Raw genomic sequence first — 18,989 nt, forward strand, 5'->3', positions numbered from 1 at the left:
CACTGGATATTCCAAGCTTCGCGCCGATCTCCTGGATCGGCTTCTTATTCGCTTCACGCGCAATTTCGATGTCGGATTTATAGCTCATTGGCCGGGGTCCTTGATTGAATACCGTGCAAAACCGACGTCTAACGTCGGCGCTACGCATTCCATACCCTTGTGTACAATCTGATTAGCCATGGATTCCGACATTCTGGCGTCGCGAAGCGTCGTCAGGTCACTTCATCGGGAACTAATCGGAAACCTGCATATTTTCAGGGCTCCAGGCAGGCTGGTCCGGAACAAAGAGCTTGAGGTGATCGCCCAGTTGAATGCGCCCGGGACGTTCGACCCAGCCCGTGACACCCCGGCGTCCGACGGCAGCAGGTTTAAACCCTGCACCATACCCCTGATGATCCGCTTCGATTTCGCGACCGGGCAATACGCAAGGTGCGTTTTCCATATCCACAGTGATCGTCAGCCCGTTGACCGCCTGAAGACGCGAGGACGGCGGAATGTGCGAGAAATCCGGAATACCTTTCAGCACTATGGATGCGCCCAGATAAGACGGGTCAAGCTGGTCCAGCCCCATGTTCTGCGCGATCTGCTGCAACTCTTCCAAGGACAGCACCGACAGTTGACGAACATTGCGGATTTCAGTGCCCTTGGGATAGAGGTTCGAGACCCGAACACAGGACGCACGGTTCAGACCTTCGTGCCGCTCGCCTTTCACGCCCTCAAACCCAAGATCCAGCAACTCAACGGGCTTGGCACGAAGCGATCCGCCGGCAGGAACAAGGCCCAGCCAAAGAACTTCGGCTGCAAATTCGGTTTCCCGCAAAAACGGCATACGCGCTTCCCTTCCCATTGGTGTCTGCCAGCGCATAATGCTCAGTAACGCTCTGATGGAAAGAGAAAAACCCGGGTCAGAGCCCGGGTTCTTGCTGGTTATGCTGTCGGTTCAGGTTCCATCCCACCCTCAGGTGGTGATTTCTTTGCCTTGGTCTTGGGGATGGCTGTCACGCTGGGCGCACTGCCCTCGTCCGACTTGTCGTTCCGGTCATCGCTATCGCCGGGCGACTCCCCGTTCATGACGCGTTTGATTTCGTCACCGGTCAGCGTTTCGTATTCCAGCAAACCTTGGGCCAGACGTTCCCATTCCTCGTTCTGATCGGTCAGAATCTTGTGCGCCTGTTCATAGCCTTGCTGGATCAGACGCTTTACCTCTTCTTCAATCAGTTCCTTGGTATGAGCCGATACCGAGAACCCGGCAGTATTGCCCTGATATCCCTCATGCGCCTCGGCATAGTCGATATTGCCGACCTTATCCGACATACCCCAGCGCATCACCATGGCGCGTGCCAGTTGGCTGGCCTGCATGATGTCCCCGGCAGGACCGTTCGACACGTGATCTTCGCCATACTTGATGACTTCGGCAGCTTTACCTGCCATGGTCATCGCCAGCTTTTGTTCGCACTCATCCCGGTGATAGTTCAGGCGATCCATTTCCGGCAGCGAAACCACCATACCCAGCGCACCCCCGCGCGGTATGATGGTCGCCTTGTAGACCGGATCGCACATGGGCAGAGACAGACCAACAACAGCATGACCCGCTTCGTGATAGGCAGTTTTTTCCTTCTGATCCTGCGTCAGCACCATCGAGCGGCGCTCGGCCCCCATCATCACCTTGTCCTTGGCGTTTTCAAAATCTTCCATGGTGACAAAGCGACGACCCACGCGTGCGGCCATCAACGCGGCCTCGTTCACGAGGTTGGCCAGATCCGCACCCGAGAAGCCGGGCGTACCGCGCGCGATGATGCGCAGATCGACATCGGGGCCCAGCGGCGTCTTGCGTGCGTGAACGCCCAGAATTTTCTCGCGGCCCTTGATGTCCGGGTTGCCGACTGTGACCTGACGGTCGAACCGGCCCGGTCGCAGCAGCGCAGGGTCCAGAACATCCTTGCGGTTTGTCGCCGCCAGAATGATTACACCTTCGTTGGCCTCAAACCCGTCCATTTCGACCAGCAACTGGTTGAGCGTTTGTTCCCGCTCGTCGTTGCCGCCACCATACCCGGCGCCGCGATGACGACCCACAGCGTCAATTTCATCGATAAACACGATACAGGGCGCGTTCTTTTTCGCCTGCTCGAACATGTCACGCACGCGGGACGCACCCACACCAACGAACATTTCGACAAAATCCGAACCCGAGATGGTGAAGAACGGCACGCCCGCCTCACCCGCAATGGCACGGGCCAGAAGCGTCTTACCGGTACCCGGAGGGCCAACCAGCAGCGCGCCCTTGGGGATCTTGCCACCAAGGCGGCTGAACTTCTGCGGGTTTCGCAGGAATTCGACAATCTCTTCCAGCTCTTCCTTGGCCTCGTCGATACCGGCAACATCGTCAAAGGTCACGCGGCCATGCTTTTCGGTCAGCATCTTGGCCTTGGACTTGCCAAAGCCCATCGCGCCACCTTTGCCGCCGCCTTGCATCCGATTCATGAAATAGACCCAGACACCGATCAGCAGCAGGAAAGGCAGCAGCGTGATCAGGAACGACTGAAAGCCTGATTGCTGTTGTTTTACGGCCTGAACGGGGATGTTTTCTTCGATCAGAAGCTTGGTCACTTCGGCGTCGCCGGGTTTGATCGTGACATAGCTGGCACCGCTTTGCAGGGTATAGCGAATCTGTTCACCATCCAGGGTCACGTTCTTGACTTCACCGCTTTGGACGGCACCGACAAAGTCGGAATAGGTTTTCTCGTTGCTCTGAAGCGTTCCGCCCGGTCCACTGAACAGATTGAACAGTGCAAGGATGAGCAGGAACAAAACGACCCAAAACGCGATATTGCGAGCGTTGCCCAAGGAAATTCTCCTAAAAGTTCCGGCAGGTGAGACGCTGCCAAGTTACCTCTTAAAATAGAGAGGATTGTCGTATGTTCAATGCGATAAAAAAGATGCGTGGAACTCGGGCCAATCTGACGCAAGCCTGGCATGCCAGCCATTCGCGAGACCCGCAAGCGGGGCGGCCAGCACCCTGTCCGCAATCCAAACCGCAGGCGTCGCCGTCAACGCTATCCTGGGACGCCCGGTTGCACGCCACTCGGGCACCTGTTGCAACCCCTCACCGCCCAAAGCGCGGATTTCTGCGCCCATTATTGCCGGTCCGCTGAGCCGCCATTTGCCATCCCACACAGCACTGGGCGCCGCGATCTGAGATTTCACGGCATTAAATTCCCTGCAAATCCAAACACTCCCGCCTTGTGGAACAATCAGACAACCGCCCACTGACCCCGATTGCCCATTCGCAACTGCATCCATTGCCTGATCCACGGCCGCCTGACGCGGGGGATAACCCGACCCGGCAATCCACGAGAGGATTCCCAGCAGCACACGACGCCGAATCTCAAGGGGCAACGCGGCAAATCCGGCCCGATTCACCCTCACGTCACTTTGATCCACCTGCGCCACGGACCCTGCGGATTCTTGCGTACAGAGGCCAAGTGCCGTGTTTGCCTGCGCCAGATTATCCGCCACGCGGGACAATGAAAGCGCATCAATTCCCAAAGGTTCCAGCCCACCCAAAGCTTCGCGCGCCTTGATCCGATCGAAACGGGCATCCTGATTCGAAGGATCGTCCACCCATGCTACGCCAGCCTCAGTCAGATAGGAGCGCAGCTGTTCACGGGTGATCCCCAGCATCGGACGCAGCAACGTCAGACCCCGCCGTTTCCGAATAGCCGACATGCCGGACAGGCCCGTGACCCCGGATGATCGGCCCAACCGCATCAGCAGTGTTTCCGCCTGATCATCTGCGGTGTGGCCCAGCGCAATGGCGTCGATTCCGCGGCCCTTCGCCCATTCGGATAACAAATCATATCGCGCCTGACGTGCCCGGTCCTGCAAGTTGCCGGTACCGTCCCATCCCGACCAACGCAGCGTATCATGAGACATCCCCAACGCAGCCGCCTGCCGAAATACCGTTTCGGCCTCGCACGCGGATTCGGGTCGCAAACCGTGGTCGACCGTGGCAACGAAAAGAGTGATGGCCTCATCTTGCGCCACCTGATGCAAAAGATGCATCAAGGCGACGGAATCCCCGCCTCCCGAAACTGCAATCCCCAACTTGCGCGGAAGTGTTTCGGGTAGCCGGGCGCGCAGGTCTGCAAGTAGTTTGCCGGAGTGATGGTTCAAGTACATCCCAACGCGGTCATCTCCTGCGTGGCGTTCGAAAACTCTGGCGCAGAAGGAAAGCGTACTCCGACCTCATTAAGCGTGATGCAGGCCTGATCGGTCTGTCCCAAACGGCCAAGCGCCGCGCCCAGTTCGTACAGCGCCTCGGGTGCAAATGCGCCCTCGGAATCACCCGTGAAGCTGGCCAGAAATGCCCGGGCCGCTTCGCGTGTGTCGCCAATCCCTTCTAGGGCATGACCGCGTTTCAGGTTGGCTTCGGGCGCCAGCGGACTGCCGGGATAGCTTGTTTCAAACTGCGCAAACAACGTGGCAGCAGTCTGGAAATCGCCATCGGCCAACGCTTGCGAGGCAGCATCAAAATCAGCGCGTTCACCTATGGCCAGTTCACCATGATCAGTTGCCGTTGGCGTTTCGATACTTGTTGGCCCGGTTATGACAGTGGCCGTGTCACCACCAAGTGTCGAGGTCTCACCCAACGTCGACAAATCGCCGCCTTCCAGTTCAACCAGCCTGAACTCAAGGTCACCGATTCGGTTGGTGCCGTCAGTGACAATGTTCTGCACCCGCTGGTTCAATTGCTCGGTCTGGCGGGTCAGGCGCTGCAATTCGGCCTCGATGGCATCCACCCGTTCAAGGACCGAACTGCCGGACAGGTTTGGTGCGGGCGAACCCGTAGTGGAAAACTCGCGCTTCAAACGCTGAATTTCCACATGCAATACCGTCAGTTCCTGACGGATATCCGCAAGGGTCTGTTGATCCTGTGCCTGTGCAACACCAGCCGTCGCCACAACCGCCGCCAAAACCCATCCTGCAATGCGCATCATCTTACCCCAGAGTTGACCCGGTCAGAACCGTTACTGCACGACGGTTCTTGGAATAACATTCCTCGGTGCTGCAAATCTCGATCGGGCGTTCCTTGCCATAGCTCACGGTGTTCAGGCGGCTGCCCGCGACGCCGCGCGAAATCAGGTACTCACGCGCAGCGTTCGCCCGGCGTGCGCCCAGTGCAAGGTTGTATTCCCGCGTGCCCTGCTCATCCGCGTGGCCTTCGATCGTTGCGACAAAATCCGGATTGGCCAGCAGCCAGTCCGCCTGCCCCTGCAACACTGTTTGCGCCTCGGGCGACAGGGTTGACTGGTCAACGGCAAACAGGACACGGTCCCCGACTGTTTGCTGGAAATACGCGGGCGAGCGCGGATCACTCGGTGATCCGGGGACAATGGATCCAATGCCTCCGCTACCACCACCGCCACCCAAGGCTGAGGGGTCATTGTTTGTGCAGGCGGCGATCACACTCAGCGCGCCCAGCGCCAGAACTTTGCTCAATACGTTCATTTCAGGTGCCTCGTGTTATGTTTATTGCCGCCTGTCTACCACAGGGACGATTTGTTGTGAACTTTGCTGCGATCAATTCTGCAATGGGCCCCAGGACGGATCGCTGCCGCCGTCCGGTGTACGTACCGGGCGCAGGTTCCTGCCCGAGATATCCACCGAGTAAAGCGATGCCCTACCACTGGCCCCCTGCGTTTCGCGGGTGAACATGATGACCCGGCCATTGGGCGACCAGGTGGGGCCTTCATCCAGGAAAGAGGCTGTCAGCAAACGTTCTTCTGACCCGTCGATGCGCATCACGCCGATATGGAACCGGCCCTGGTTCTGCTTGGTAAAGGCGATCAGGTCGCCGCGCGGTGACCAGACCGGGGTACCATAGCGGCCTGCGCCAAAGCTGATCCGCGTGACCTCGCCCCCGTTTGCTGCCATCACGTACAATTGCGGCGTGCCGGAGCGGTCGCTTTCAAAGACGATCCGGCTGCCGTCGGGTGAATAGCTGGGGGCAGTTTCAATTGCGGGCGTGTTGGTCAGGCGCGTGCTTTGACCCGAAACGATATCCATCTTCCACAGATCGGTATTGCCGCCCTGAATCAGCGAATAGACAATCGACCGGCCATCCGGCGAGAACCGAGGCGAAAAGCTCATCGTCCCGTCCTGCGTCTTCAGTTCCCGCGGTTTGGGGCGCCCGACTTCAGTCACGTAAATGCGCGGGCTGCCGCTTTCATAACTGGTATAAAGCAGCCGGTCACCGGTGGGTGAGAACCGGGGCGCCAGAACGATTGCGGCGCTGTCGGTCATGTACTGCACATTCGCGCCATCGTAATCCATGATCGCCAAACGCTTCAGGCGCTGGTCCTTCGGCCCGCTTTCCGAAACAAAGGCAACGCGGCTGTCAAAATAACCGCCTTCACCTGTGATCCGGCTATAGACCTGATCGGCCACCTTGTGCGCCATGCGCCGCCACCCGTCTGTGGTACCTGCCAGTTGAAGGCCATTGCCCAGTTCCTGGCCCGAGAACACATCCCACACCCGGAACCGGACCGTCAGTTTCTGACCTGACACATTGACAGCGCCCGTGACCAGCGCGTCAGCGTTGATCGCCTTCCAATCCGCAAACTGAACCGGAGCTTCGAAGCTGCTGACCCGGCTGATGAACGCATCCGAGGAGATTTCGCGGAACAACCCGGTCCCGGTCAGGTCAGCCGCCACCACGCGCGATATATCCTGCGCGAACTGAGCTGCGGCCGGGCCGTCCGGCACAAAATTCGGAACGGCAAAGGGCAAGGGTTCGATAATCCCCTCATCCAGTTCCAGGCGCAAAGGCCCGTTCTGTGCATAAACCGGCGCAGACATCAGTGTCAGGCCGACAAAGAGGCTGGTCAGAAGCTTCATCATTTGATCCGCATCCTCTCGGGGTTAAATGTAATCTCAACATCCTGCCAATGTTCGTATTTGTCAGCAGGCAAATCATATCCTTTGGCCCCGCAGCGCAAAATAGCACGTCGCGCAGCCTCGTAGGCCTGTTTAACGGCTCCCGCCGAGCCACCAGAGCTGTCCAGCATCCGAACACTGCCACCGACGACCGTACCATCACGGTTCAGTGAAAACGCGACAACAACCACAGTGTTCAGCGCATCCGTGGACAAGGAACCCACATTCCAACATCCAGAGACAGCCAGTCGCATCGCGTCTTTCTCTCCGCTGGTCAGCGGTGGGCCAGAAGGTTCGGACCCGCTGCCCAAGGCTTCGGCCAGGGCGTCGTTGATTGCCGTTTCATCGGTTTGTTTCTCAGGTTCCGGGGTCGCCTCAGGCGTTTTGGCCACAGCGGGTTCCGGCGGCGGGCTTGGCCGGTTTGGGCGCACGCGCGGTCGCGGAGATGTCAGGGGCGACTGGTCCTTGGTTTCCTCGGCTTCGGTCACAATCTCCGGGGCTGCCTCTTGCGGCGCGGTCTGATCCTGCTGTTCCTGTTGAACCTCTGCGCCTTCATCCAGGGATACCGGAGGCGTTTCAAAATCATCAGGCTTTGCCTCGGGCGGTGGCGGAGCTATTGCCTCAGGCGCGACGCGGTCTGATGGGCGCGGCTGTGCCTCCGGACCGGGCGGCGCAGGCTGTGCAACAGGCTCGATCTGAGGTTCCGTCAGAACCGGAGGCTCGTCAGGAACCTCGGGTTCTGGCGGCGCTTCCACGATGATGGGCTCTGGCTCTGGTTCCGGTTCAGCCGGTGCAACAGGTTCAGGGCGGGGCTGTTCGTCACTCTCGGGTTCCGGCGGCTTGGTCACAGCCTCCGGCTCGGGCGGCTGCTGCAACGCGGTCGGCACTTCGGGGAGTTCCGGCGCATCCCGCTGGGCCGTCATGGCCGCGAATTGTTCAGCCGTGATCACAGAGACATCCTGCACAGCCATCGGCAACGGTTCGGACCGGAAGGTGCCGCCGAATATCGCCCATCCGATCAGGCTGACATGCGCAATCGCTGAAATCTTGGTGCCGGTATCCACCGTGCGACCTCACTCTCCACCTTCATCCAGCGTCGGCCCGCCGGTATCGGTCACAAGGCCAACGTTGGAAAACCCGCCTGCGTTCAGCGCACCCATGACCTGCATCACCTGTGCGTAAGGGATTGCGCCATCGGCCCGCAGGAAAACCCGGTCACTGCTCCGCTCTGCCGCAATGGCACGCAGCTTGCCAATCAATTCTTCGCGCAACACGTCGGTGGTCTGGATCTGCACGCGTCCGTCAGCGGTCAGGGTCACGGTCAAAGGCTCTTCATTGTCGCCGGGCAGCGCACTGGCTGCGGTCTTGGGCAGATCGACCGGAACACCAACCGTCAGCAATGGCGCGGCCACCATGAAGATGATCAGCAACACCAGCATGACATCCACGAAAGGTGTCACATTGATCTCGGCCATCGGCTGCGCGCGACCGCGACGCCGACCACGCCTGCGCCCATTGCCGTTCGAAGATTGCTGGATCGCAGCGCCCATCGTCAGCTGTCCAACTGGCGCGACAGAATGGTTGCGAATTCATCCGCAAAGGCTTCATAGCCGCCAACGATCCGGTCACTATCGGCGCTGAGTTTGTTATAGAAAATCACCGCCGGGATCGCCGCCAAAAGGCCCAACCCTGTCGCCATCAACGCCTCGGCAATACCGGGGGCCACAACGGCAAGGTTGGTGTTTTGCTGTTCGGCAATCTCGATGAATGCATTCATGATGCCCCAAACGGTGCCAAACAGCCCGATAAACGGAGCCGTGGAGCCGACAGTTGCCAGAATGGGAAGACCTTTTTGCAGGGTTTCCGCCTCTTTCGCGATGGCGACATCCATCGACCGGTCGATCCGCGCGGTTGCCCCGGCAATCAGCCCGCCATCATTGCGATGTGACCTGCGCCACTCGATCATGCCTGACGCAAAGATCTTTTCCGAGCTGCCATCCGGCTGCGTTCCGATCTGCTCGAACAACTCATCCAACGGGTTGCCCGACCAGAAGCTTTCATCAAAAACCTGCGCCTCGCGTCGGGCCGCGCGATAGTTGATCAGCTTCTGAATGATGATCCCCCAGGACCAGATGGATGCGCCGGTAAGTACCAGCATCACCAGTTTGACGATAAAGGTCGCGCGGGCAAACAGCCCCCACATGGAGAAGTCGATCTCCTGCGCCAGCGCCAGCGTTTCAGCTTCCATGAACCTGCTCTTTGTTTTGCCTGATGGCCGTTCGTTTGGCCTTATTTTGCCAAACGCTATCTCAGTTGGTCATGAAAAGCCAACAGAACCACCCATGGTCCGCAAATTGTTACATCAATGCGCGAATCTCTGCCGGCAATCGGATCGGTTTGCCCGCTTTATTGATGCAAACGGCCGTGACAGATGCACGAAATATTTCGGTCTCACCGCGGCGAACAAGCTGCGCCATAGTCAGACGCACGCCCGAGATTTCGGTGACCTCGGTTTCAACGATCAATTCATCATCAAACCTTGCAGGCGCCAGATACTCGGCTTCGACCCGCCGCACGACCCAAACAATGCCCTCCTCCCGCATGGCGTTTTGGTCATTGCCCAGATTACGCACCCAGTCCGAGCGCGCGCGCTCGATATAGCGCAGGTAGTTCGCGTGATAGACAACCCCACCCATGTCGGTGTCTTCATAAAACACGCGGATGGGGTAGGTGTGTTTCATTGCAACGCCTCCAGTCGGGCAAACAGCCTTAACGCATGCGAGGCATCCTGTGCCGCCCGTGGCAAAACCGGATCATAGGCCGCCCGGATCAAGGACGCGATGTCGGGACGCAGGATCGTGGCCTCACCTGCGATTGCCAGTGGAGATTGATTGCGAAATGCAATGTCCGACCAGAGCAAGATGGTCTGCACGACCTGATTGAGCGCAAGGGTTTCCGCCGGAACCTTGGACAATTCCTTGTCCATGCGCAGAAACACAAACGCCGCGCGGATCGCGCCATCTTCTTCGAACCGGAAAATGCGGTACTGGTTTGCATCTGCCGCGACCAGCCGCGCAACCAAAGGTTCCAGATCCGGGATCAAGCGATCAAGGTCCGGTACCTCCAGCAGCTCCTGCCAGTCCCGGAAAAAGAAAACCATGCTATTCGCGCCAAGCTCAGGGTCCGTCTCGGCCATTTGGTGACCGGCCAGCGTAACAACGGCTTCGAAAGCCCCCTTTACGGTGGCCAGCGTCTCGTCTTCGACGCCGAAAACGATCGGAACAATAGGCCGCCCCCAGCGCGCAAACAGAAACTCGCCGCTTTCGCGTGTGAACAGCGCCTCAATTTCTTCCGGTGTCACCGCCAGCCCTTCATCTTCTTAAAAATACTCTCGCCGAAAGGCATAAAATCTAAGCGCGCTGGCTTCAACCGAACAGATCACTTTGGCGCTTGGGCGCGGCCATCCCAAGATGCGCCCACGCCTTCTGCGCCAACATCCGCCCACGCGGAGTACGTTGGATCAGCCCCTGTTGCAGCAAATAGGGCTCAATCACTTCCTCAAGCGAGTCGCGGCTTTCGGACAGCGCGGCAGACAGGGTTTCAATCCCCACCGGGCCACCTGCATAGTTTTCGGCAATCAGCTTCAGATAACGCCGGTCCGCACCATCAAGGCCCAAATTATCGACGCCCAGACGGGTCAAGGCACCATCGGCCAGGTCCCGTGTGATCCGCCCGTCCCCTTCGACAATGGCGAAATCCACAACGCGTCTCAGCAATCGCCCGGCGATACGCGGCGTTCCGCGCGACCGGCGTGCGATTTCGCGCGCACCATCGTTATCCGCGGGCGCGCCCAGTTTCCGCGCGTTCCGGGTGACGATTTCGTGCAATTCATCGACCGTGTAGAACTGAAGCCGGGTCGGGATACCAAACCGGTCACGCAAGGGCGTTGTCAGCAGACCCATCCGCGTGGTGGCCCCCACCAGCGTGAATGGCTGCAATTCGATCCGAACGGTGCGCGCAGCAGGACCTTCACCAATAACAAGATCCAGCTCGAAATCTTCCATCGCCGGGTACAGCACTTCTTCCACCGCCGGGTTGAGCCTGTGAATCTCGTCGATGAACAACACGTCCCGCGATTCAAGATTGGTCAGGATCGCCGCCAGATCCCCCGCCTTGGCCAGAACCGGGCCCGAGGTCATGCGAAAGTTCACCCCCAACTCACGCGCCATGATCTGCGCGAGGGTCGTCTTACCCAACCCCGGAGGTCCGTGAAACAAGGTGTGGTCCATCGCCTCGCCGCGTTGCCGGGCAGACTGGATAAAGATGCGCAAGTTAGCGCGCGCCTCAGCCTGACCAATGAATTCATCCAGCCCCTGAGGACGCAAAGCGCGGTCATTGTCTTCCGGCAGGGGTTCCGGGCGCAGGGTGGGATCAGCTTCAACCATTCACTTACCCTTTCGGAGCCAACAGCCTGAGGGCCGCGCGGATCAGATCAGCCTCGTCCGCATCCGGCTGACTGGCAGCCGCTTCAGCCACGGCACCTGCCGCCTCGGACGGCCCATATCCAAGGTTGGCCAACGCCGACAACGCCCCGGCAGACGCGGCCGCTGCACCCGATGGCGGTTTCGAAACACGTCTCGGCGCGGGCGTAGTGTCATTCGGTTCAACAACCTCGAGTTCCGGCCCGTCCATCGCCTGAGCAATCGTGCCGCCCATGGCCATCACGCCAGGTGCCTTATCCTTGAGGTCCAACACGATCCGCTGGGCGGTTTTTGGCCCGACGCCCTTGGCCGCCTTGACCGCGCCCCAGTCCCCGAGGGCAATTGCGCGGCTGACACCGTCGGGCCCCAGTGCACTCAGGATCGCCAGCGACACCTTCGCGCCGACCCCCTGGACCGAGCACAGCAGGCGATGCCACTCTTTCTCGACAAGCGACAGAAACCCGTAAAGCTGCATAAGGTCTTCGCGGACGACCATGTCAGTGTAGATCGAGACCGCCTCACCCGCCCCCGGCAATGCCGCCAAGGTCCGGTCGGAACAATAGACAAGATAGCCGACGCCCCGAACATCGATCAGCACATGATCCACCGCGCGGTAATCCAGCCGCCCTGTCAGTTTGCCGATCATGCCCGCACCTCTTTCACACGCGCCTGTTGCGTTTTCCCGTAATAGGCATGGCAGATCGCAATCGCCAGTGCATCCGCCGCGTCGGCCCCTTTCGGCAAACAGCCCGGCAATTGCAGTTTGACCATATGCAAAACCTGCTCTTTCTCGGCATGACCCACACCCACCACGGTCTTTTTCACCCGGTTGGGGGCATATTCCCCCACCGGCAGACCGGCCTGTGCCAGCGTCAGCAACGCCACACCACGTGCCTGCCCCAATTTGAGGGTTCCGGCCCCATCCTTGTTCACGAATGTCTGTTCGATAGCAGCCTGATCGGGTCTGTGATCCGCAATCACTTCGACAATCTGATTGTGCAGCGACAGCAGCCGCTCGCCCAGATCGTCCCCATCCGATTTGCACAACCCGTTGGCCACATGGCTCAGGCGGCTGCCATTTGATTCGATGACGCCCCATCCCAGGGTTCTAAGCCCCGGATCGATGCCCAGAATTCGCATATTTTGCCTCGGCCTGCTCGGGTTGTGTGATCTTTTTTCAACGCCTAGCACGAAGCGTGAACATTTTCCAAGCGAATTGACCCCAGGGCTGAAAACGACACGCGTGTCTCAGGCGCGACTTCGGGCGCGTTTTGCGACCCCGTGAAGTCTGAATTCGACACTTTCCCAAAGGCTTTTTCACCAATTGTTAAAGGGGATTACAGCTTCGTGAAGCCTTGCAGAAAACGCATAGGACACATGCAAAAACTGAACTTGTGCGAACGAAATGACAGCACTAGATGCCCCGCAGATCGCAGAAATGCAATGTGAACACTAACCAGAAGGAAACAGGATATGGCTGCACTGGACACAACCCGCGTCGCTACCACTGGCTCGTTCGGCCTTGTTGGCCGTATCGGCGCATTTTTCGTATCGGCCGTTAACGCCGCAGTTGAATGGAATGACGCCCGCGTAACCCGCAACGCGCTGACCGGTCTGACAGACCGCGAACTGGACGATATCGGCCTGTGCCGTGGTGACATCGACTCCATCGCCGAAGGTCGCCGCTAAGAACCGGCCACTATACTTATTTGCCCCTTCCTCCTCCCTTGAGGGGCACACAAAAACACCGCGCACCATAAGGGTACGCGGTGTTTTTTAATCCGAGGGAGCGGATTAGTAGAAAACTTTGTTCAGCTGAGCGGCGAGGGCTTGCGACACAGGGTCGATTTGCATCACCCAGGCACCGGCTTTTTCGACTGGCGTACCTTCGTTCAGGCTGTCGATCCGATATTGATAGCCGGTCGGGCCAAGGTGGGACAAAAGAAATGCTTTGAAGGCGAAGAAACCCACAAGCGTAAGCAGCAGCACCTTTGCTGGCACCGCCGAGCTCACCCGCTGCGGCCTCATCACCACCAGGCCATCCTTGCGCATCGTCGCGCGATAGCCACGGCTCATCTTTTGGTGTTTCTTGTTCAGGCGACTTACGCGCTGATTGAACTCCAGTTGTTTACCCGTCATGGCAGCCTCCAAAAACCGCCCCCCTCGACTTCATTCAGAAAACGGTAAAAAGAGATTGCGACAAAAACGTGGCAAAAACCTATAAAACTCCTGCAAATGGCCTAATTCACGCCCTGTTTGGTTAAAATTAGGGTCGTCCACTCACCAATCTCGGCCCTACAGGTCTGATTGAACCCGTTTTGTGAATAAACGGAAACCACGTCATCGGCCTGTTCGTTGAGGATTCCCGACAGGATCGCGTGCCCACCTGGGCGGAGATTCGCTGCCATTTCGGGTGATAAAGCTACCAAAGGCCCTTTGAGGATATTGGCAAAAATCAGATCGTAGGGTGCGTGCGCCTTGAGGTCGGGATGATCGAAACCTGCGGCTTCAACACACTGAACCGCGCCGGACATACCGTTTGCCTTCAGGTTGGCTTCGGCCACTTCAACGGCCACCTCGTCGATATCGCTGGCAATGAAATCGCCATCCCATACCCGGGCTGCCGCCATGGCCAGAACGGCCGTGCCGCAACCGATATCCGCTACTTTTGAGGCACTGAACCCTTCATCCAACAACCGGTCCAGAGCTTTCAAACATCCCAGCGTGGTACCGTGATGTCCGGTACCAAAGGCCATTGCCGCCTCGATCAGCAGTGGAATGCGACCGTCGGGCAGCTTGTCGGCATCGTGGCTGCCATAGACAAAAAAGCGGCCCGCCTCAACCGGGGCAAGCTCTCGCCGAACATGGGCCACCCAATCCGTTTCAGGCACTTCCGACACAACAAAAGGTTTGGCTTCAAAAGCAACTGCCAGAACGGCCAATGCGGTCTCGTCAGGGGCTTCGGTAAAGTACCCGCCCACTTCCCACAGGCCCGAACCGTCTTCGACCTCGAACACACCGACGCCGGTTGGTTCGGGCTCCAGACGCTCCATCGCTTCGCCCAGACCTTCGGCGGCTTTCTTACCTGTCAGCGTGGTCAGCGCAGTGAATGTGGGCATCCGGAACTCCTGTGTCAGTTGGCACTGCGCGTAGGACGGGGCGCCGCCAACGTCAAGCTTTGCGGCCTATTCCGCCGGGGCTGGCGCGTATTTGCTCAGGACGGTCTCATTGCCCGGTTCCGGGTGGCGCGGAACCAGCAGGGACAACAGCAGAGAAACGACCGCCATCGCCGCCGCAAGGCCAAACACGGCACCTGGCGACACGACCCAGAGCAAACCCAGCAACGCGGGCAAGAAAACCGCGGCGATATGGTTGATCGTGAACGCGACTGCGGCAGTTGGCGCAATATCCGCCGGATCGGCGATTTTCTGAAAATAGGTTTTCAGTGCAAGCGCCAGCGCGAACAGCACATGGTCGATGACATAGAGTGTCGCCGCCAACAGCACGCCCCAGCCAAACCAGTAGATGCCACCATAGGCTGCGAACACGATTGCCAGACCGGTATATTCAAAGATCAACGTGCGCCGTTCGCCAAACCTGGCCACTGCTTTACCCAGCAACGGAGCAACCATCATGTTGATCATCAGGTTGATCAGATACAGGCTGGTCAGCTCATGCACTTCAAAGCCGAACTTCTCGACCATCATGAACCCGGCAAACACGACAAAGATCTGTCGCCGCGCACCCGCCATGAATTGCAGAGCGTAATACAGCCAGTATCGACGGCGCAGGATCAGTTTCTTGGTTTGCGGCGTGGGGGCATCGAATTGTGGGAAGGCGAACAGGCAAAACAGGGCCAGCAAAGCTGTTGCACCGCCAGCAGCCATGAAGACAAAGTTGTAGGACAGATCGAACCGCTCCCAGGTCAGAACGATCAGCCCGTACACCACCATCGTTGCTGCCGAGCCCATAGCGACCAGCCACCCCAATACCTGCGGTGCGCGATCCTTGGGAAGCCATTGCAGCTGAAGCGACTGGTTCACAGTCTCATAGTAGTGAAACCCGATTGAACTGAACAAGGTCACGAACAACAATCCGCCAAGGCTTGGGAACCAGGCCGTCAAAGCCGTTGCGACCCCAAGCATCATCAGCGAGATCATGGCCAGCACCTGCTCGCGAATGAAAATGATGACGGCAATCACGCCGACCGCCAGAAAGCCCGGAATCTCGCGCACCGTGTGTAGCAGGCCGATATCGGCCCCGTCGAAATTCGCTGCCTCAATGACGAAGTTGTTCAACAGCGCGCTCCATGCATTAAACGCGATGGGCATGGTCAAGGCCATCACGAACAGAAGCGTGACAGGACGACGCCAGAACGGAAGGCTCTGCGCCTCGGCAAGGGGCATGGGTTTCAGCATGAGAATCCTCTACGCCCATTTCCCGACTTTGGCGAGGGGGAAGCGACCGGCGCACAATGGCCCTGCGTTAATGCAATAGTCAGTAAAAGCTTTGTGGATCGATATCGACGGTCAGGCGGATATCGCCTTTCAGGCGCAGCGGGGCGATCCAACGAGCGATGGCGTCCTGGATTGGTGCGCCTTTAGGTGCCTTGACCAGCAGGCGGACACGGTGACGTCCGCGAATACGGGCAATCGGCGCTGGGGCGGGGCCAAACACCTGCGCGCCAATCTGGCGCAATGGGCTGTCGTTGCGCGCCATGGCGTTGCCAATGTCAAAGACCGGTCCGACCTCGGGGCCCGACAACACGATCCCCGCCATACGTCCATAAGGCGGCACACCGGCCGCTTGCCGACCGGCGGCCTCGGCCTTCCAAAAGCCCTCTTCGTCACCCGACAGAATCGCCCGGATCACCGGGTGTTCCGGCTGGAAAGTCTGTAACAGCGCCTGCCCCGGTTTTTCAGCCCGACCGGCACGCCCCGCAACCTGTCGCATCAGCTGAAATGTTCGTTCAGCGGCCCTCAGGTCTGCGCCATGCAGACTGAGATCCGCGTCGATCACCCCCACCAATGTCAGCTTGGGAAAGTTGTGCCCCTTGGCCACCAATTGCGTTCCGATGACGATATCGGCGTCCCCTGCCGCAATCTCTTCGATCTTGGCCTTCAGTGCGCGGGCTGAGCCGAACAGATCAGAACTCAGCATGGCAATCCTGGCCTCGGGGAAGGTTGCTTCGGCCTCTTCGGCCAAACGCTCAATGCCCGGCCCCACCGGGGCCAGCTTGCCCTCGACCCCGCAGGAAGGGCAGATCTCGGGCATCGGCTTGGTCTCACCACATTGGTGGCACATCAGGCGCTTCAGGAACCTGTGTTCCACCATGCGCGCGTCGCAATGATCACAGGCGATCTGTTCCCCGCAGGCGCGGCACAGGGTAACCGGTGCATAGCCACGGCGGTTGATGAACAGCAGCGACTGTTCGCCTTTCTCGATCCGCTGCTGCACCGCTTGTCGCAAAGCCGGAGATATCCACGTTCCGGCCTGCATCTGTTCGGCCCGCATGTCGATGGGCTTCATCTCGGGCAACACCGCCGCGCCGAAACGCGAAGTCAGGTCGACCCGATCATATTTACCTGCCTCAGCATTCGCCCAGCTTTCCAGCGACGGGGTTGCACTGGCCAGAATCACCCGCGCACCGCAGATGGCAGACCGCAGGACCGCCATGTCGCGCGCGCTGTAATGCACCCCGTCTTCCTGTTTGTATGAGGTGTCGTGTTCCTCATCCACCACGACCAGCCCCAGATCGCGAAATGGCAGAAACAGGGCTGACCGCGCGCCAACAACCAGTTGAGCTTCCCCCTGCCCGACCATCCGCCAGACTCGCCTGCGTTCAGTCATGGTCGCGCCCGAATGCCACTCGGCAGGGCGCGCGCCAAACCGCGCCTCAACCCGTGTCAGGAATTCTGCGGTTAGCGCAATTTCCGGCAAAAGGACAAGTGCCTGCCGCCCCATGCGCAGCGCTTCGGCCACAGCCTCCAGATAGACTTCGGTCTTGCCGGAACCCGTCACGCCTTTCAGCAACGTTGTGCCGTAATTCCCCGTCCGTTGCCCGGCGCTAAGCTGCGCAACCGCACTTGTCTGATCTTCGGTCAGGTCCTTTCCCGGCAAATCGGGATCAAGATGCGGATACGGCAGGTCGCGCGGGCTGTCTTCTTCACGAACCGCGCCTTGCTTGACCAAGCCTTTGACAACGGACGAAGTTACCCCGGCCTGTTCTGCCAGTTCCTTTAACGTAAATGCCAACCCGCCATAGTCGCGCAACACGTCAAGCACACGGGTTCTGGCGTCGGTCATCCGGTCTGGCGAGGTGGTTCCCAAACGATAGATCTTGCGCATGGACGGTGGGTCACCCAGCCCCGGCGCGCGGGTCGCCAGTCGCAACATCGCGGGCATCGGCGTCAGGGTGTAGTCGGCAACCTTGCCGAGGAATGCCCGCATCTCCTCGCGCATGGGCGCAACGTCCAGCACACGGATCACCGACCGCGCCTTGTTCAGATCGAATCCGCCCTGCCCCGGCCCCCAGACAACCCCCAACACCTTGCGCGGACCAAGCGGCACCTCGACAAACGCACCCAGAAAGCATCCTCCTTCCGGCGCTTTGTAATCCAACGTCCGGTCCAGCGGTTGCGTTGTCAGCACCGCAATCAGCTCTCCCTCGTCGAAAAATCCGTTAGCGCTCACAGCATATCCTTTGCAGGGGGTTCCAGCATGGCTCTCTTTGAGGTAAAGCCATCCGCGACCAAGGCCAACCCATCAAAGGACTGCCCTCATGAAATTCTTCGTAGACACTGCCGAGATCGACGCCATTGCTGAACTGAACGATCTGGGCATGGTGGACGGCGTGACCACCAACCCCTCGCTGATCCTGAAATCGGGCCGCGACATTCTGGAAGTGACAAAAGAGATCTGCGATCTGGTCGACGGTCCCGTTTCCGCCGAAGTTGTCGCCACCGAAGCTGACGACATGATCGCCGAGGGCCGCAAGCTGGCCAAGATTGCCCCGAATATCGCCGTGAAGGTTCCGCTGACATGGGCCGGTCTGAAAACCTGCAAGACGCTCAGCGACGAAGGACAGATGGTCAACGTCACCCTGTGTTTTTCGACCAATCAGGCGATTCTGGCTGCAAAAGCGGGTGCGACCTTCATTTCGCCCTTCATCGGCCGTCTGGACGATATCAACCTGGATGGCATGGATCTGATCGCCGACATCCGTCAGGTCTATGACAATTACGGGTTCGAAACCGAAATTCTGGCCGCTTCGATCCGCACCGTGAACCACGTCACCGAAAGTGCCCGCATTGGTGCCGATGTCATCACCGCGCCGCCAGCCGTGATCAAGAAACTGGCCGATCACCCGCTGACCGACAAAGGTCTGGAAACCTTTCTGGCCGATTGGGCCAAAACCGGTCAGAAAATCCTCTGATCTGGTTTGCGACCGCGCGGCGCCGTCCGGCGCCGCGCCCGGCCCAACAGCCCAAAGCCTGATCTGCGATCAGGCGTGGCAGGCGGGAGCCTATCCGCCACAGCATCCGGGGAAATCCACTCTTGCGTGCATTTTTC

20 protein-coding genes are annotated in these 18,989 nt (G+C 59.1%); 2 read left to right on the forward strand and 18 right to left on the reverse strand.

Translation table 11 applies throughout. From position 1 onward, the window contains the following. Nucleotides 1-232: 232 nt before the first annotated feature. From ACR0D9_RS09530 to ruvC, 14 genes are all read right to left on the reverse strand, one after another. A complete protein-coding gene (locus tag ACR0D9_RS09530; protein ID WP_480484072.1) occupies nucleotides 233-829 on the reverse strand; it encodes an MOSC domain-containing protein in 597 nt (198 codons plus the stop codon). A 98-nt stretch (nucleotides 830-927) separates the two neighbouring features. Continuing rightward, on the reverse strand, nucleotides 928-2,844 hold the full coding sequence (gene ftsH, locus ACR0D9_RS09535) for an ATP-dependent zinc metalloprotease FtsH (RefSeq protein WP_267367030.1): 1,917 nt from the start codon (nucleotides 2,842-2,844) through the stop codon (nucleotides 928-930). A 75-nt stretch (nucleotides 2,845-2,919) separates the two neighbouring features. After that, the gene (gene tilS / locus ACR0D9_RS09540; protein WP_480538575.1) at nucleotides 2,920-4,179 is read right to left on the reverse strand and encodes a tRNA lysidine(34) synthetase TilS; all 1,260 of its coding nucleotides are present in this window, start codon (nucleotides 4,177-4,179) and stop codon (nucleotides 2,920-2,922) included. Beyond that, the gene (gene ybgF, locus ACR0D9_RS09545; RefSeq protein WP_480538871.1) at nucleotides 4,170-4,994 is read right to left on the reverse strand and encodes a tol-pal system protein YbgF; all 825 of its coding nucleotides are present in this window, start codon (nucleotides 4,992-4,994) and stop codon (nucleotides 4,170-4,172) included. The genes tilS and ybgF overlap by 10 nt, the downstream gene beginning before the upstream one ends. Before the next feature lie 4 nt (nucleotides 4,995-4,998). Next, complete coding sequence (gene pal, locus ACR0D9_RS09550) at nucleotides 4,999-5,508, reverse strand: peptidoglycan-associated lipoprotein Pal (RefSeq protein WP_267364104.1); 510 nt, start codon at nucleotides 5,506-5,508, stop codon at nucleotides 4,999-5,001. A 72-nt stretch (nucleotides 5,509-5,580) separates the two neighbouring features. Next, nucleotides 5,581-6,900: a Tol-Pal system beta propeller repeat protein TolB gene (gene tolB, locus ACR0D9_RS09555; protein WP_480488197.1), complete on the reverse strand. Its 1,320-nt coding sequence runs from the start codon at nucleotides 6,898-6,900 to the stop codon at nucleotides 5,581-5,583. Further along, entirely contained in the window at nucleotides 6,897-8,000 is a 1,104-nt protein-coding gene (locus ACR0D9_RS09560; RefSeq protein ID WP_480488199.1) for an energy transducer TonB, read from the reverse strand. Before ACR0D9_RS09560 ends, tolB begins: the two co-directional genes overlap by 4 nt. Nucleotides 8,001-8,009: 9 nt before the next feature. Beyond that, nucleotides 8,010-8,486, reverse strand: coding sequence for a protein TolR (gene tolR / locus ACR0D9_RS09565; protein ID WP_480483970.1), 477 nt, complete (start codon nucleotides 8,484-8,486; stop codon nucleotides 8,010-8,012). A 2-nt stretch (nucleotides 8,487-8,488) separates the two neighbouring features. Continuing rightward, nucleotides 8,489-9,184 carry a protein TolQ gene (gene tolQ, locus ACR0D9_RS09570; protein WP_209505518.1) on the reverse strand — a complete coding sequence of 232 codons (696 nt, stop codon included), beginning with the start codon at nucleotides 9,182-9,184 and terminating at the stop codon, nucleotides 8,489-8,491. A gap of 109 nt (nucleotides 9,185-9,293) precedes the next feature. Then, a complete protein-coding gene (gene ybgC / locus ACR0D9_RS09575) occupies nucleotides 9,294-9,677 on the reverse strand; it encodes a tol-pal system-associated acyl-CoA thioesterase (RefSeq protein WP_480538577.1) in 384 nt (127 codons plus the stop codon). Further along, complete coding sequence (locus ACR0D9_RS09580; protein ID WP_480538579.1) at nucleotides 9,674-10,297, reverse strand: hypothetical protein; 624 nt, start codon at nucleotides 10,295-10,297, stop codon at nucleotides 9,674-9,676. The genes ybgC and ACR0D9_RS09580 overlap by 4 nt, the downstream gene beginning before the upstream one ends. A gap of 64 nt (nucleotides 10,298-10,361) precedes the next feature. Continuing rightward, nucleotides 10,362-11,381 carry a Holliday junction branch migration DNA helicase RuvB gene (gene ruvB, locus ACR0D9_RS09585; RefSeq protein WP_480538581.1) on the reverse strand — a complete coding sequence of 340 codons (1,020 nt, stop codon included), beginning with the start codon at nucleotides 11,379-11,381 and terminating at the stop codon, nucleotides 10,362-10,364. A gap of 4 nt (nucleotides 11,382-11,385) precedes the next feature. Beyond that, the gene (gene ruvA / locus ACR0D9_RS09590; RefSeq protein ID WP_480488202.1) at nucleotides 11,386-12,063 is read right to left on the reverse strand and encodes a Holliday junction branch migration protein RuvA; all 678 of its coding nucleotides are present in this window, start codon (nucleotides 12,061-12,063) and stop codon (nucleotides 11,386-11,388) included. Continuing rightward, nucleotides 12,060-12,557: a crossover junction endodeoxyribonuclease RuvC gene (ruvC, locus tag ACR0D9_RS09595; RefSeq protein ID WP_209598197.1), complete on the reverse strand. Its 498-nt coding sequence runs from the start codon at nucleotides 12,555-12,557 to the stop codon at nucleotides 12,060-12,062. Before ruvC ends, ruvA begins: the two co-directional genes overlap by 4 nt. 333 nt (nucleotides 12,558-12,890) lie before the next feature. Here ruvC and ACR0D9_RS09600 point away from each other — a divergent pair, with 333 nt between their 5' ends. Beyond that, nucleotides 12,891-13,106 carry a DUF1127 domain-containing protein gene (locus tag ACR0D9_RS09600; protein ID WP_267364114.1) on the forward strand — a complete coding sequence of 72 codons (216 nt, stop codon included), beginning with the start codon at nucleotides 12,891-12,893 and terminating at the stop codon, nucleotides 13,104-13,106. A 105-nt stretch (nucleotides 13,107-13,211) separates the two neighbouring features. Here ACR0D9_RS09600 and ACR0D9_RS09605 read toward each other — a convergent pair whose 3' ends face one another. The 4 genes from ACR0D9_RS09605 to ACR0D9_RS09620 form a co-directional block, all read right to left on the reverse strand. Further along, nucleotides 13,212-13,568 (reverse strand): hypothetical protein, encoded by a 357-nt coding sequence (locus ACR0D9_RS09605; protein ID WP_267364115.1) that lies wholly within the window; start codon nucleotides 13,566-13,568, stop codon nucleotides 13,212-13,214. Nucleotides 13,569-13,657: 89 nt separating this feature from the next. Further along, the gene (locus tag ACR0D9_RS09610) at nucleotides 13,658-14,536 is read right to left on the reverse strand and encodes a 50S ribosomal protein L11 methyltransferase (RefSeq protein WP_480488204.1); all 879 of its coding nucleotides are present in this window, start codon (nucleotides 14,534-14,536) and stop codon (nucleotides 13,658-13,660) included. Nucleotides 14,537-14,602: 66 nt separating this feature from the next. After that, complete coding sequence (locus ACR0D9_RS09615) at nucleotides 14,603-15,835, reverse strand: MFS transporter (RefSeq protein ID WP_480488206.1); 1,233 nt, start codon at nucleotides 15,833-15,835, stop codon at nucleotides 14,603-14,605. A gap of 79 nt (nucleotides 15,836-15,914) precedes the next feature. Further along, the gene (locus ACR0D9_RS09620; RefSeq protein WP_480538583.1) at nucleotides 15,915-18,110 is read right to left on the reverse strand and encodes a primosomal protein N'; all 2,196 of its coding nucleotides are present in this window, start codon (nucleotides 18,108-18,110) and stop codon (nucleotides 15,915-15,917) included. 88 nt (nucleotides 18,111-18,198) lie between these two features. Between ACR0D9_RS09620 and fsa the strand changes: the two genes are divergently transcribed. After that, on the forward strand, nucleotides 18,199-18,852 hold the full coding sequence (fsa, locus tag ACR0D9_RS09625; RefSeq protein ID WP_209505487.1) for a fructose-6-phosphate aldolase: 654 nt from the start codon (nucleotides 18,199-18,201) through the stop codon (nucleotides 18,850-18,852). The last annotated feature ends 137 nt before the right edge of the window (nucleotides 18,853-18,989 follow it).

It is taken from the genome of Ruegeria sp. AK11 (assembly GCF_056541095.1).

Coding starts and splice junctions, on each gene's coding strand:
- ACR0D9_RS09615 (WP_480488206.1), bottom strand. CDS start 15,835: ATGCTGAAACCCATGCCCCTTGCCGAGGCGCAGAGCCTTCCGTTCTGG.
- tilS (WP_480538575.1), bottom strand. CDS start 4,179: ATGTACTTGAACCATCACTCCGGCAAACTACTTGCAGACCTGCGCGCC.
- ACR0D9_RS09600 (WP_267364114.1), top strand. CDS start 12,891: ATGGCTGCACTGGACACAACCCGCGTCGCTACCACTGGCTCGTTCGGC.
- ruvC (WP_209598197.1), bottom strand. CDS start 12,557: ATGCGAATTCTGGGCATCGATCCGGGGCTTAGAACCCTGGGATGGGGC.
- ruvA (WP_480488202.1), bottom strand. CDS start 12,063: ATGATCGGCAAACTGACAGGGCGGCTGGATTACCGCGCGGTGGATCAT.
- ybgC (WP_480538577.1), bottom strand. CDS start 9,677: ATGAAACACACCTACCCCATCCGCGTGTTTTATGAAGACACCGACATG.
- pal (WP_267364104.1), bottom strand. CDS start 5,508: ATGAACGTATTGAGCAAAGTTCTGGCGCTGGGCGCGCTGAGTGTGATC.
- tolR (WP_480483970.1), bottom strand. CDS start 8,486: ATGGGCGCTGCGATCCAGCAATCTTCGAACGGCAATGGGCGCAGGCGT.
- ACR0D9_RS09610 (WP_480488204.1), bottom strand. CDS start 14,536: ATGCCCACATTCACTGCGCTGACCACGCTGACAGGTAAGAAAGCCGCC.
- tolQ (WP_209505518.1), bottom strand. CDS start 9,184: ATGGAAGCTGAAACGCTGGCGCTGGCGCAGGAGATCGACTTCTCCATG.
- ybgF (WP_480538871.1), bottom strand. CDS start 4,994: ATGCGCATTGCAGGATGGGTTTTGGCGGCGGTTGTGGCGACGGCTGGT.
- tolB (WP_480488197.1), bottom strand. CDS start 6,900: ATGATGAAGCTTCTGACCAGCCTCTTTGTCGGCCTGACACTGATGTCT.
- fsa (WP_209505487.1), top strand. CDS start 18,199: ATGAAATTCTTCGTAGACACTGCCGAGATCGACGCCATTGCTGAACTG.
- ruvB (WP_480538581.1), bottom strand. CDS start 11,381: ATGGTTGAAGCTGATCCCACCCTGCGCCCGGAACCCCTGCCGGAAGAC.
- ACR0D9_RS09530 (WP_480484072.1), bottom strand. CDS start 829: ATGCCGTTTTTGCGGGAAACCGAATTTGCAGCCGAAGTTCTTTGGCTG.